This is a genomic window from Amycolatopsis sp. NPDC039088, from assembly GCF_055598845.1.
This window is the reverse complement of the sequence record NZ_JBVKAE010000001.1, coordinates 1-12,514: the sequence shown is the minus strand read 5'-3', so window position 1 is coordinate 12,514 and position 12,514 is coordinate 1. Positions and strand designations below refer to the sequence as shown.

10 protein-coding genes are annotated in these 12,514 nt (G+C 70.4%); 5 read left to right on the top strand and 5 right to left on the bottom strand.

The window, feature by feature from the left end; translation table 11 throughout:
• Positions 1-374 precede the first annotated feature (374 nt).
• The 5 genes from ACZ7KI_RS00050 to cbiE are packed head-to-tail and all read right to left on the bottom strand — an operon-like array spanning position 375 to position 7,160.
• On the bottom strand, positions 375-3,494 hold the full coding sequence (locus tag ACZ7KI_RS00050; protein ID WP_470271031.1) for an arabinosyltransferase domain-containing protein: 3,120 nt from the start codon (positions 3,492-3,494) through the stop codon (positions 375-377).
• A gap of 33 nt (positions 3,495-3,527) precedes the next feature.
• Positions 3,528-4,274 carry a cobalt-precorrin-6A reductase gene (locus tag ACZ7KI_RS00045; protein ID WP_470271030.1) on the bottom strand — a complete coding sequence of 249 codons (747 nt, stop codon included), beginning with the start codon at positions 4,272-4,274 and terminating at the stop codon, positions 3,528-3,530.
• Positions 4,271-5,266: a Gfo/Idh/MocA family protein gene (locus tag ACZ7KI_RS00040; RefSeq protein ID WP_470271029.1), complete on the bottom strand. Its 996-nt coding sequence runs from the start codon at positions 5,264-5,266 to the stop codon at positions 4,271-4,273. Before ACZ7KI_RS00040 ends, ACZ7KI_RS00045 begins: the two co-directional genes overlap by 4 nt.
• Complete coding sequence (cobM, locus tag ACZ7KI_RS00035) at positions 5,263-6,024, bottom strand: precorrin-4 C(11)-methyltransferase (RefSeq protein WP_470271028.1); 762 nt, start codon at positions 6,022-6,024, stop codon at positions 5,263-5,265. Before cobM ends, ACZ7KI_RS00040 begins: the two co-directional genes overlap by 4 nt.
• Positions 6,021-7,160, bottom strand: coding sequence for a precorrin-6y C5,15-methyltransferase (decarboxylating) subunit CbiE (gene cbiE, locus ACZ7KI_RS00030; RefSeq protein ID WP_470271027.1), 1,140 nt, complete (start codon positions 7,158-7,160; stop codon positions 6,021-6,023). The genes cobM and cbiE overlap by 4 nt, the downstream gene beginning before the upstream one ends.
• A 60-nt stretch (positions 7,161-7,220) precedes the next feature.
• Here cbiE and ACZ7KI_RS00025 point away from each other — a divergent pair, with 60 nt between their 5' ends.
• The 5 genes from ACZ7KI_RS00025 to ACZ7KI_RS00005 all read left to right on the top strand — a co-directional run.
• Positions 7,221-9,185, top strand: coding sequence for a putative cobaltochelatase (locus tag ACZ7KI_RS00025; protein ID WP_470271026.1), 1,965 nt, complete (start codon positions 7,221-7,223; stop codon positions 9,183-9,185).
• Entirely contained in the window at positions 9,185-9,799 is a 615-nt protein-coding gene (cobO, locus tag ACZ7KI_RS00020) for a cob(I)yrinic acid a,c-diamide adenosyltransferase (RefSeq protein ID WP_465501589.1), read from the top strand. Before ACZ7KI_RS00025 ends, cobO begins: the two co-directional genes overlap by 1 nt.
• Positions 9,793-11,127: a cobyrinate a,c-diamide synthase gene (locus ACZ7KI_RS00015; protein ID WP_470271025.1), complete on the top strand. Its 1,335-nt coding sequence runs from the start codon at positions 9,793-9,795 to the stop codon at positions 11,125-11,127. The genes cobO and ACZ7KI_RS00015 overlap by 7 nt, the downstream gene beginning before the upstream one ends.
• Positions 11,120-12,127 carry an Rv2231c family pyridoxal phosphate-dependent protein CobC gene (cobC, locus tag ACZ7KI_RS00010; protein ID WP_470271024.1) on the top strand — a complete coding sequence of 336 codons (1,008 nt, stop codon included), beginning with the start codon at positions 11,120-11,122 and terminating at the stop codon, positions 12,125-12,127. The genes ACZ7KI_RS00015 and cobC overlap by 8 nt, the downstream gene beginning before the upstream one ends.
• A gap of 50 nt (positions 12,128-12,177) precedes the next feature.
• On the top strand, positions 12,178-12,514 hold a 337-nt coding region (locus tag ACZ7KI_RS00005; RefSeq protein ID WP_470271023.1), incomplete at its 3' end, for a helix-turn-helix domain-containing protein.

Below are 12,514 nucleotides of genomic sequence, written 5' to 3'. Positions count from 1 at the left end.
CACGTCAGGAAGGTCCGTGAAGGCCTCCTTCCCTACTTTGAGGGTCAATGCCAGGAACTTAAGCGACGGTTCCTGAGGCTCTCCAACTGTCCATAAAGGATTCATAGAGAGCCGATTCGTCCGATTGATCACCCTTTGCCCGTGTTATCAAGTCCGTGAAGGCCTCCTTGAGGGACTCTGAGTCCCTCAAGGAGGCCTTCACGGACCATCGACACCATCGACCTTCGTGGGCGAACAGTCGCTGCCCGAACGGACGGTACGTACTGGAGCCGGGCTACCCGACCTGGGCGAACATGTCCGACACGCGACCGCCCCGCCGGCCTTAAGCTCCTGGCATTGACTTTGAGGGTAGGGAAGGAGGCCTTCACGGCGTGCTAGCGCGTCGGGTCCTTGCCGTTCGGCTGCCGCGGTCCGGGACCCGGCGACCACCAGCCCGGGACGACCTTCTCGCCGTGGATGATCGTCGGCGCGATCCCCTCGGTGAACGGTTCGACCTGCAGCAGCTGGCCCCACGACTGGCTCGGCTGGCCGATCAGGTAGCTGGGCACCTCGGGTTCGTTCGCGACCTCTTCGAGCCAGCCGATCGGGCCGCCGTTGGTGCTGGACGCCCAGTTCGCCTCGTCGGCGACGGCGCCGGCGGTGATGCGGTAGTCGGGCATCTTCGAGATGCCGTCGTGCGAGGTCACCGGCTGCACGCACGGGTAGACGAACGACGCCGGCCAGTCGACGTACACCTGCTTGCCCGCGATCTTCTCGGTCAGCGTGGTGAACGTCGGGACCCGGGGTGCGGACGCGGCGATCCAGCCGTCCTCGGTGAGGTCGTTGTCCACGATGTTGATCCGCACGGACGTCGTCTCGGCGGGGAGGTCGCGCAGGTTGATGCGGGTGTCGTTCCAGCCGTTCGTTCCCGCGCCCGGCGGGAGCACGAACTGGCTTCGGAGCACCTTCACGCCTTCACCGGTGTTCACGCCGTAGTCGAGGCTGACCGACGTCGGCCGTCGTGACGCCCCAGCGGTGGCGACCACGATCTGGCCGTCCGCGGGCTTTTCGGCGAGGGCGTACCAGTCGCTGCGCAGCCGTCCGGCTCGCGTTTCGGGGTCGAGGAAGCTGCTCCACATCGGCACTTCGTCGGGTTTGAACCCGTGCGGCGGTTCGGCCAGCGGGTCCTTGTCGTCGATGGCGCGGGTGTGGAACCCGGTCTGCACGCGGCCGTTGTCCTGTTCCGGATCGGGCAGCGGCGGCGGGGTCTGCCCGGCGGGCGGCTCCTCCTTCTTCACCGGCACGGTCCGCTGTTCGGGCTGGGCCCGCAGGATGCTCGTGGCGGCGTCCCGTTCCACCATCACGTGGTCGGAGAGGTTGCAGCTCTTGCCGGACAGATGCCCGAAGTTCGCGGCGCCGAGGCTGTAGGAACCGGCCTGGTTGTGGATCGCCCACGCCATGCTGACGAACTCGCCCGTGGCCATCAGACCGCAGACGACCACCAGTGAGAGCGAACCGAGCCGCAGCGACCGCCCTCGGCCTTCCTGCGGCCCCGCGGGCAGACCGGGCCGGTGCGCGCGGACGTTCTCCACGAACGCGTACACCCCGGAGATCCCGGCCGCGATGAGCAGGATCGTCGACAGCGGGATCCCGCCGATCGACGGTGCCACCGCGGTCCACTGCACGCCGAGTTTCGAGACGAACCAGTACGAGTTGGGTCCGGTCGCGGCCAGCGCGCCGACCACGAGCAGCCCGGCGAGGAACGCCGCCCGGTTGCGCCTCGACCGCAGCACCGTCGAACTGGTCGCCAGCGCGGTCAGCGCCGCCATGGCCGCGCCGACCGCGGCGAACGCGCCGAAGTGGTGCGTCCACTTGGTCGGGGTCAGCGCCAGCAGCAGGAAGAACAGCGCGACCGTGCCGATCAGGCGGCGGCTGGGGCCGAGCGCGGCGCCGGGGATCCGGCCGCGGCGCAGCAGCACCACCAGACAGGTCCCGGTGCACAGCAGCACGAGCAGGACGGGGAACCGGCGCGGTGCCGAACCGTCCGGCAGGCTTTCGAAGAGCAACTGGTAGCGCGCGAGTTCCTGGAACCACGACAGGTTCGGGCCGACCTGGGTGCGGATCCGGGTCGCCTCCTGGACGGTGGCGAAGGTCTGGTCGGCGAACACCACGACCAGTACCAGCAGCCCGGCGGCCAGCACCGGCGCGAGCACCGGCAGCCAGCCGTTCTCGGCGCGCTGGCGGACCAGTTTGAACAGCGGGCGGGCCGCGACCAGGAACGGCGCGACGGCGATCAGCCCGGTCGGCGTCGCGGCCAGGGTGAAGCCGGCCGCGGTGAGGCCGAGGGCCAGCGGCAGCAGGCGGCGGGTCACCAGCGCGCGTTCGACGGCGCAGATCGCCAGCAGCGAACCCAGCGCGGCGACCGGTTCCGGCCGGACGCCGTTGTTGAACGGCATCCACCAGACCAGGAACACCGCGGCGGCGGCCCAGCCGGCCGCGCGGCTCGTCCGGACCTGGGTGCCGAGGCGGGGCATGACCTCGCGGCTGATCAGCAGCCAGCTCAGCACGCCGAGCAGGAACGACGGGAGCCGGATCCACGGCGGCACCGTGCTGACGTGCGCCATCAGCTGATACACGTGGTAGAACCAGCCGAACGGCGCCTCGGCGACGCCGAACCAGCGGTGGTAGTTGGTCAGGTAGCCGGTCTCTTCGGCGACTCTCGACATCGTGAGGATGTAGCCGTCGTCCGAGGTGACCGGGCCGATGAAGACCCAGGCGCCGAGCGCGACGATCACCGTCGCGTCGCGAGCGGTCAGCCGCCACCAGCCGACCGGCGCCCAGCGCGGCGCGCGGCGCGCGAAACCGGAGTCCATCCGCCACACCGCGATCAGGCAGCCGATGAACGACAGCGCCGCGATCACCCCGATGATCCACTTCAGCACCGTGGGCGAGGTCTGGTAGCGGGTGTCGGGGACCACCGAAACGTGCAGCCCGGTGATCGGGTCCTTGCCCGCGTTGATCGACGAGTAGATCCCGACCAGCCGCGGCCGGACGTCACCCTCGGCGTGGAACACCACGGTCTCGGCGACCGTCACCGTCATCTGGTTCGCGTCGGTACGGAGCTTGACGTCGCAGTTCTGCTGCGACGTTGACTGAGGGGGGAGGGGCTGCTGCACGATCTGCTGGCCCTGGCTGGAGGCGAGCAGCACACCGTTGTCGATGCGCAACTGCAGGCCGACGCCCTTGCCCGCGCGCGGGTCGGTGCGGCCGTCGGGCACGGTGGAGAACAGCAGCGCCTGGCCCTGCGTGCGCGCGTCCAGCGAACGGATGGTCGCGCACGGCAGATCGACGCGCAGGTCCTGTGCCCAGTACCCGGTCAAGGGCGCGTTGACGGAGCGGGTGTCGCCGCCCGTTGGCCAGACGACCTCCGCTGTGTCCTGCACCACCGGCAGGAAAGGGAAAGCCAACGCGCACAAGGCGGACAGCAACCCCAGCGTGACAGCGATCAGACGCATCGGCGCAACGCTAACGGGTCTGCTCCGAACGGCTTACGCAGGGCTGCCCTTGTTCGGGGCCCCGAGCCAGGTTAGGGCGTCCTGAACCGTCGTCACGCTGGCCGTTTCGGGTCGCCGAGGCCGTCGGACGACGACCACGGGGAGGTCGAGTTCGCGGGCGGCGGTGAGCTTCGCCGCGGTCATCGCGCCGCCGCTGTCCTTCGTGACGAGCACCTGGACGCTGTGCCGCTCCATCAGCTCGCGCTCCTTCTCGACCGTGTACGGGCCGCGGTCCAGCAGGACTTCGTGCCGCCGGGGGAGCGGCGCCTCGGGCGGATCGACGCAGCGGATCAGGAACCAGAGGTCGTCGAGCCCGGCGAAGGCGGCGAGCCCCTGCCGTCCGCTGGTGAGGAACACTCGTTCACCCAGCTCCGGGAGGAGTCGCGCGGCGTGGCCGAGGTCGTCCGCCCAGTGCCACGTGTCGCCCGGCTGCTCGGTCCAGCCAGGCCGGGCCAGCCTGAGCAGTGGCGTGTTCGTCGCCTGTGCGGCTTTCGCCGCGTTGGCTCCGATGCGTTCCGCGAAGGGATGCGTCGCGTCGACCATCGCGGCGACGTCGTTCTCGGTCAGCCAGCGCGCGAGACCCTCCGGGCCGCCGAAGCCACCGACGCGGACTTCGCCGTCGGGCAGTTTCGGGCGCGCGACACGCCCCGCGAGTGACGACACGACGTGCGCACCGCGCGCCACCAGTTCCTTCGCCAGCTCGCGGGCTTCGCCGGTGCCGCCCAGGATGAGCAGCGTCATCGGGCGACAGCCGCGCGCCACCGTTCGAGGGTGCGCAGATTGGCGAGCGTTTCCGCCCAGGTGAGTTCGGGCGCCTGCCGGTCGGCGAGATGCGCGGCGACATGGTCGGCCTCGCGAGCGAAGAGGCCTTGAGTCGCTTCCACCTCGATCACCTCGGGCTCCCCGCCTTCCGGCGTGAGGATGATCTGCGACGACCTCGGCTGGCGCATTTCGTGGATCCACGCCGGTTTCGGCACGTACAGCTGCCCTTGTGAGCCGTAGACGCGGATGTGGTCGTCCTGGGTCAGCTGGAAACCGCAGGCCAGCTGCGCGAGGACGCCGCCGGGCAGCCGCAGCAGTCCGAACGCGACCTCGTCGACGCCGTTCTCGTCGAGCTTGGCCATCCCGAGCACCTCTTCGGGCTCGACGACGTCCTGCCCGGTCGCCGCCTGCGACACCAGCCGCGCGAGCGAGGTGCAGTAGCAGCCGACGTCGAAGATCCCGCCGCCGCCGAGCGCCGGATCGGTGAGCCGGGGGACGGCGAAGTTGTAGCTGAAGGCGACGTCGACGGCGCGGACCTCGCCGATGGCGCCGCTGGAGATCAGCTCGACCAGCCGCCGGATCTGCGGATGCAGCCGGTACATGAACGCCTCCATGAGGAAGACGTCGTTGGCGCGCGCCGCTTCGATGACCTTCTCGGCTTCGCTGACCGAGATGGTGAGCGGTTTCTCGCACAGGATGTGCTTGCCTGCCTCGGCCGCGCGGATCGCCCATTCGCCGTGCAGCGGATGCGGCGTCGAGATGTAGACCGCGTCGACGTCCGGATCGGCGAGCAGGTCGTCGTAGGAGCCGTAGCACTTCGGGATCTCGAAGCGGCTCGCGAACTCGGCCGCCCGATCACCGGAGCGCGCGGCGACGGCCTCCAGCACGCCGTGCTTGCTTTCGTCGACGCCCGCCGCGAACTCGGCGGCGATGGTCCCGGCGGCCAGCAGGCCCCAGCGCAGTTCCTTCATAACGACTCCGGTTGGTTGGCTCGATCACGCGTGGCCGAATACAGGAAACTATCGGGAAACCCTTCGGCGGCAAGGACTTTCCCGACGAAGATCATCGCCGCGCGGGTGATCCCGGCTTCGCGGGACTGTGCGGCGATGGTGCCGAGCGTTCCGCGCAGCACCTGCTCGCCGGGCTGACTCGCCAACGCGACCACGGCCGCCGGGCAGTCGTCGGCGTAGAACGGCCGCAATTCGTCGACTACCTGCTCGATGCGATTGATCGCCAGATGCAGCGCGAGGGTGGTGCCGGTGCGCGCGAAGTTCGCCAGCGTTTCACCCGGTGGCATGGCGGTGGACCGGGCCTGTGCCCGCGTGATGACCAGGCTCTGGCCGACCTCCGGCACGGTCAGTTCGCGGTTGAGCAGCGCGGCCGCGGCGGCGAACGCGGGCACGCCGGGCGTGACGTCGTAGGGAACGCCGGCGGCGTCGAGGCGGCGCATCTGCTCGGCGACCGCGCTGTAGATCGACGGATCCCCGGAGCACAGCCGCGCGACCTCGTGCCCGTTCCGGTGCGCCTCGACCATCCGCTCGACGATGGCGGGCAGGTCGAGGTTCGCGGTGTCGACGAGCACCGCGTCGTCCGGGCAATAGGCGAGCAGATCCGTCGGCGTCATGCTGCCGGGGTACAGGCAGGTTCCGCAGCGGCCGAGCAGGTCACGGCCTCGCACGGTGATGAGATCGGCCGCGCCGGGGCCCGCGCCGATGAAGTGCACTGTCACGCTTTGCTCCACTGTGTGACGACCCGCGCCGGGGTCCAGCCGGTGAAACCGCCCAGCGGCGCGGCCTGTTCGACGCCGACGCGGATCAGCTCCCCGCCGTGTTCGGCGTACGCGCGGGCCAGCGCCTGCTCCGATTCGAGCGTGACGCCGTGCGCCACGATCCGCGCGCCGGTCTCCAGGCAGGCGTCGAGCACACCGGGCACGGTCAGCCCGCCGCCGACGAAGATCGCGTGCGGTTTGGCCAGTCCTTCGAGTGCTTCGGGCGCGGCACCGACCACCACGTCGAGTTCCGGGACCCCGAGCGCGTCCGCGTTCCGGGTGATCCGGGCGGCGCGCTCCGGCGAGCGCTCGATCGCGATCGCCCGGTTCAGCGGATGCACACGGGACCACTCGATGCCGACACTGCCCGCGCCCGCGCCGACGTCCCACAGCAGCTCACCGGGCGACGGCGCGAGCCTCGCCAGCGCGGACGCGCGGAGGTCGCGTTTCGTGAGCTGACCGTCATGCTCGAACGCGTCGTCGGGCAGGCCGGTCAGCGGCAGCGCGGGTCCATCGGCCTCGATGGCGTACACGGTCAGCGAGCCCGGGCCGATCCGCTCGTCGGGGCCGCCGAGGTCGGACAGCGCGGTGACGCGGCTCTTGCCGTAGCCACGGGCTTTGAGCAGGTCGAGCAGGTCTTCGGCGTTCGCGCCGAGGACGAGGATCTTCCGGCCGGGAGCCAAGGCCCGGCTCACCCGGCCGATCGCGCGGCCGACGACGGTGACCACCTCGGTCTCCTCCGCCGACCAGCCGAGCTTCGCGCGGGCGAGCGTCACCGAAGAGAGGGCGGGGAGGATCTCGACGTCGTAACCGCGTTGGATCAGCGTCGTGCCGATGCCGGACAGCAGGGGATCGCCGCTGGCCAGAACGCAGACGTGGCCTTCGCGTTCGGCGAGGAACCCCTCCAGTCCGGGAAGGAGCGGGCTGGGCCACGGTTCGCTTTTCACCCCGGCGGGCAGGTACGCGAGCTGACGCGGAGCGCCTACGACCACGTCCGCGTTCACCACCGCTTCCCTGGCCTGCGAGGACAGACCGGACCAGCCGTCGGCTCCGATCCCGACGACCGTCAGGGGTGATTTTTCGCGCACGCTCGTCACGCTAGACGACGGATTTCCTGTGCGATGATCGGCCGGAGGTCGTCGACGACAGGGAGTGCTGTGAAGCCGTACCCGTTCACCGCCGTTGTGGGGATGCCGGATCTGCGCCTGGCGCTGGTGCTTTCCTCCATCTCACCCGCCGTCGGCGGGGTGCTGGTGCGCGGGGAGAAGGGCACGGCGAAGTCGACGATGGTGCGCGCGCTGGCCGGTCTGCTGCCCGGCGTCGACGTCGTGGACGCGTGCCGGTTCTCCTGCGACCCCGTCGAACCCGATCCGGCCTGCCCGGACGGCCCGCACGCCGAGGGCTCGCCCGCGCACCGCCGTCCCGCCCGGCTGGTGGAACTGCCGGTCGGCGCGGCCGAAGACCGGGTGATCGGTTCGCTGAACCTGGAACGCGCGCTGGCCGACGGCGTCACCGACTTCCAGCCCGGTCTGCTCGCCGCCGCGCATCGCGGGCTGCTGTACGTCGACGAGGTCAACCTCCTGCACGACCACCTGGTCGACACGCTGCTCGACGCCGCCGCCATGGGGCGCGCGACCGTCGAACGCGAGGGTGTCTCGGTGTCGCACGCCGCCCGGTTCGTCCTGATCGGCACGATGAACCCCGAGGAAGGCGAACTGCGGCCGCAGTTGCTGGACCGCTTCGGCCTCACCGTCGAAGTCGCCTCCAGCCGGGATCCGGAACTGCGGGTCGAGGTCGTCCGACGGCGGCTCGCCTACGAGGCGGATCCCGACGGTTTCGCCGGCCAATACGCCGCGGCCGACGCCGAGCTGGCCGCGGACATCGAGGCAGCGCAACGGCTTCTGCCCTCCGTCAAGCTGCCGGACGACGCGCTGCGGCAGATCGCCGAGGTCTGCGCGTCGTTCGAGGTCGACGGGATGCGCGCGGACATCGTGACCGCGCGGACCGCCGTCGCGCACGCCGCCTGGGCCGGGCGCACCGAGGTGACCACCGACGACGTCCGGGTCGCGGCCCGGCTCGCGCTTCCGCACCGCCGTCGCCGCAATCCCTTCGACGCGCCTGGAATCTCCGAGGAACAGCTGGAGCAGGCACTGCAGGACGCCGAGCCCGAAGGCCCTGGTCCTGACGATGACGGCCCCGGTTCCGGTGCCCCTCCGGAGGGTGGCGAGGCTTCGGGCCCGCCGCCGTCGGAAGGTGGCCAGGAACCGTCGGGCGGCGGCAAGAGCGGCGGCGAGCAGAAACCGGTCGGCGCCGGGGAAGCCTTTCGTGCCAGGCGTTTCGAGGTGAAGGGCACCGGCGAGGGCGCCGCCGGACGGCGATCCCGCGCGATCACCGACAACGGCCGCACCATCGGCGTCCAGCCCGCCGGGGTCAAGGACGGACACCCGCATCTGCTGGCGACCGTGCGCGCGGCCGCGCCGCACCAGCGTTCCCGCGGCCGGAGTGGCGCCGGGCTCGTGATGCGGGCGCGGGATCTGCGGTTCGCGCGGCGGGAAGGGCGCGAGGGCAACCTGGTGCTCTTCTGCGTGGACGCGTCCGGCTCGATGGGCGCGCGGCAACGCATGCGCGAAGTCAAGACCGCCGTGCTTTCGCTGCTCCTCGACGCTTACCAGCGACGTGACAAGGTGGGCCTGGTGACCTTCCGTGCTTCCGGTGCCGAACTCGCGTTGCCGCCGACGATCAGTGTCGACGCGGCGGCGTCCCGTTTGGACGGTCTCGCGACCGGCGGCCGGACACCGCTGGCCGAGGGACTCCTTGAAGCGGCGAGGGTTCTGCGGATCGAAGCGGTGCGCGATCCGCTGCGCCGGCCGCTGCTCGTCGTCGTCACCGACGGCCGCGCGACCAGCGGCGCCGACGCCGTCAACCGGGCGCAGCAGGCGGCCGGGCTGCTGGCCGGGAACGTGACCTCGATCGTGATGGACTGCGAGAGCGGCAAAATGCGCCTTGGGCTCGCCGCGGAACTGGCGGAACACCTTGGCGCGGAACACGTTCCGGTCGCCGAGGTCGCCGCCGACACGCTCGCCGGTGCCGTCCGCACACGTATTTCCGGGAGGGCCGCGTAATGCCACAGGGCAAACCGGAAACCGTGCCCGCCGACGGACTCACCACCCGTCAGCGCCGTAATCGCCCGCTGCTCGCCGTGCACACCGGCGAGATGAAGGGGAAGTCGACGGCCGCGTTCGGGATGGCGTTGCGGGCCTGGAACCAGGGCTGGTCGATCGGCGTGTTCCAGTTCGTCAAGTCGGCGAAATGGCGCGTCGGCGAGGAAGCCGCGTTCCGCGCGCTCGGCAAGCTGCACGAAGACACCGGCCAGGGCGGACCGGTCGAATGGCACAAGATGGGCGAAGGCTGGAGCTGGGCGCGCAAGTCCGGCACCGAGGAGGACCACGCCGCCAACGCCCGCGAGGGCTGGGCCGAGATCAAACGCCGTCTCGCCGCCGAAACCCACGACTTCTACGTGCTCGACGAGTTCAGCTACCTGCTCAAATGGGGCTGGCTCGAAGTCGACGACGTCGTCTCGGCACTGACGGAACGCCCGGGTCACCAGCATGTGGTGATCACCGGCCGGTACGCGCCGCCGGAGCTGATCGAGGCCGCGGATCTGGTCGCCGAGATGACCAAGGTGAAGCATCCGATGGACGCCGGGCAAAAAGGCCAGCGAGGCATCGAATGGTGAATCGCGTGGTCATCGCCGCGCCCGGTTCCGGGCACGGGAAGACCACGATCGCCGCGGGCCTGATGGCGGCGTTGCGCGCGCGGGGGCTGAAGGTGTCCGGGCACAAGGTCGGCCCCGACTTCATCGACCCGAGCTATCACGCCCTCGCGACCGGGCGGCCCGCGCGGAACCTCGACCCGTTCCTGCAGGGTGAGGAGCAGCTGATCCCGTTGCTGCTGCACGGTTCCGCCGGTGCCGACATCGCGGTCATCGAAGGCGTGATGGGCCTGTTCGACGGGGCGCTCGGCACCGAGGGGTACGCCTCGACAGCGCACGTCGCGCGGCTGCTGGACGCCCCGGTCGTGCTCGTCGTGGACGCCTCGGCCGCTTCGCGCAGTGTCGCGGCGACCGTGCTCGGGTTCGCGCAGTACGACACCCGCGTCCGGCTCGCCGGGGTGATCCTCAACAAGCTGGGCTCGCAGCGGCACGCGGACGAGATCATCACCGCGCTGGAGGCGACCGGGGTCCCGCTGCTGGGAACGTTGTACCGCAACGAGGAGATCCACGCGCCCAGCCGTCACCTCGGCCTCGTGCCCGCGGCGGAGCGGGCGAGCGAGTCCGAGCGGATGCTGCCGGAACTGGCCGGGTGGATCAGCGAAGGCGTCGATCTCGGCGCTGTCGTCCAGGTCGCGCGATCGGCTTCGCGGCTTTCGGGTGAGCCTTGGCGGCCCCCGCTTTCTCACGACGGTCCGCGCACGGTGGTCGCCGCCGCGGCGGGCCCGGCGTTCACCTTCCGCTACACCGAGGCGGTGGAACTGCTCGCCGCCGCCGGAGTCGACGTCGTCGATGTGGATCCCTTGCAGGACAAGGAACTTCCCGAAGGCTGTGCCGGACTGTACTTCGGCGGCGGCTTTCCCGAGGTACACGCCGAAGAGCTGTCGGCGAACGTGCCGCTGCGGACGGCGGTCGCGCGGGCCATCGGCGACGGGATGCCTGTCGTGGCCGAATGCGCGGGCCTGTTGTACCTGTGCCAGGACATCGACGGGCTGCCGATGACCGGTGTCCTCGACGCGTCGGCCACCATGACCAAACGCGGGAAACTCGGCTACCGCAAGGCTTTCTCGCCCGCGGACACCGTGCTGACCGTTGCCGGGCAACGCGTCACCGGGCACGAATTCCACCGCACGGTGATCGAACCCGGCAGCGGACCGACACCGGCCTGGGGCTGGGACCGCACGCCCGACGGATTCGCGTCGGCGTCACTGCACGCGTCGTACCTGCATGTCCACTGGGCAGGCTATCCCGAACTCGCCGAGCGGTTCGCCGCCGCGGTGCACGCCCATGGCTGACTACGATCTCTGGCACCACGGCGACCGCGAGGTCGGCCAGGGACTCGTCGATCTGGCGGTCAATGTCCGGCTTCCGGCCCCGCCCGCTTGGCTGCGTGCGGAACTGGCGGCGGCACTGGACGATCTGGCCGCGTATCCGGACGTCACCGCGGCGACCGCGGCGGTGGCCGCCCGGCACTCCTTGCCGGAGTCGCAGGTCTTGGTGACCTCTGGCGCGGCCGAGGCCTTCACGTTGCTGGCCACCGCGTTGCGGCCTTCACATGCCGTGGTCGTGCACCCACAGTTCACCGAACCCGAAGCCGCTTTGCGTGCGGCCGGTCATACCGTGCACCGCGTTCTGTTGTCGCCCGACGACGGTTTCCGGCTGCGTTCGGTTCCGGAAGAAGCGGATCTGGTGTTCGTCGGGAACCCCACGAATCCGACTTCGGTCCTTCACCCGGCCGCGGACCTGCTGGCGCTGGGCCGCCCAGGCCGCTTGGTCGTCGTCGACGAGGCCTTCCTCGACGCCGTCCCCGGTGAGACCGAAAGTGTTGCGGGACAACCGGGTTTCGCCGTTCTCCGGAGCCTGACCAAAACGTGGGGCATCGCCGGTCTCCGCGCCGGCTACGTGCTGGCGGAAGAGTCCGTTGTGGACACTCTGCGCGCGGTTCAGCCGCCGTGGTCGGTCTCCTCGCTCGCCGCCGTCGCCGTGGTGGCGTGTTGCCGGCCGTCGGCGTTGGAGGAAGCGGAAAAGCTCGCGGTGTCGGCGGAATCGGACCGTGAGTACCTGGTTTCGGGCCTGACGGCCTTGGGTGTCGAGGTGCTGGGGGAACCGCGCGGTCCGTTCGTGCTCGTGCGGTTGCCCGGGGCGGACGGCGTGCGGCAACGGTTGCGGGAGTCCGGGTTCGCGGTGCGGCGCGGGGACACCTTTCCGGGGCTGGACGCGCGGTACCTGCGGATCGCGGTGCGGAACCGGGAGACGGTGGACGCGTTCCTGACCGCGTGGCGCAAGCTGTCGTGAGTGGCGATTCGGGTTATTGATCCGTAAGGCAAATGTGGCATGATCGGGTGATGGTGGCGAGGGTTCGGGTGACGGATGCGCGGCGGCTTTCTCAGCAGTCGCAGGAGGATTTGCGGCGGCGGGTGGTGGCCGCGGTCCGGTCGGGGCGGACGCAGGTTGAGGCGGCGGAGTTGTTCGGGGTGTCGGAGCGGTCGGTGACGCGGTGGTGGACTGCGTTTGAGCGTAACGGGAATCGGGCGTTGTATGCCGGGAAACGTGGTCGGCGTGCTGGGGAGCAGAAGGCGCTTGATGTCAGGCAGCAGGCGCGGTTGCGGCGGGCGGTGCTGGGGAAGTTTCCGGATCAGTTGGCGTTGCCGGGGCTGGTGTGGACGCGGGGGCAGGTCGGTG

What these genes read in the sequence shown, in the direction of transcription:
- ACZ7KI_RS00045 (WP_470271030.1), bottom strand. Translation starts at nt 4,274, where the DNA reads ATGACGCTGCTCATCCTGGGCGGCACCGGCGAAGCCCGCGAGCTGGCG.
- cobO (WP_465501589.1), top strand. Translation starts at nt 9,185, where the DNA reads ATGCCACAGGGCAAACCGGAAACCGTGCCCGCCGACGGACTCACCACC.
- ACZ7KI_RS00040 (WP_470271029.1), bottom strand. Translation starts at nt 5,266, where the DNA reads ATGAAGGAACTGCGCTGGGGCCTGCTGGCCGCCGGGACCATCGCCGCC.
- ACZ7KI_RS00015 (WP_470271025.1), top strand. Translation starts at nt 9,793, where the DNA reads ATGGTGAATCGCGTGGTCATCGCCGCGCCCGGTTCCGGGCACGGGAAG.
- ACZ7KI_RS00050 (WP_470271031.1), bottom strand. Translation starts at nt 3,494, where the DNA reads ATGCGTCTGATCGCTGTCACGCTGGGGTTGCTGTCCGCCTTGTGCGCG.
- cobC (WP_470271024.1), top strand. Translation starts at nt 11,120, where the DNA reads ATGGCTGACTACGATCTCTGGCACCACGGCGACCGCGAGGTCGGCCAG.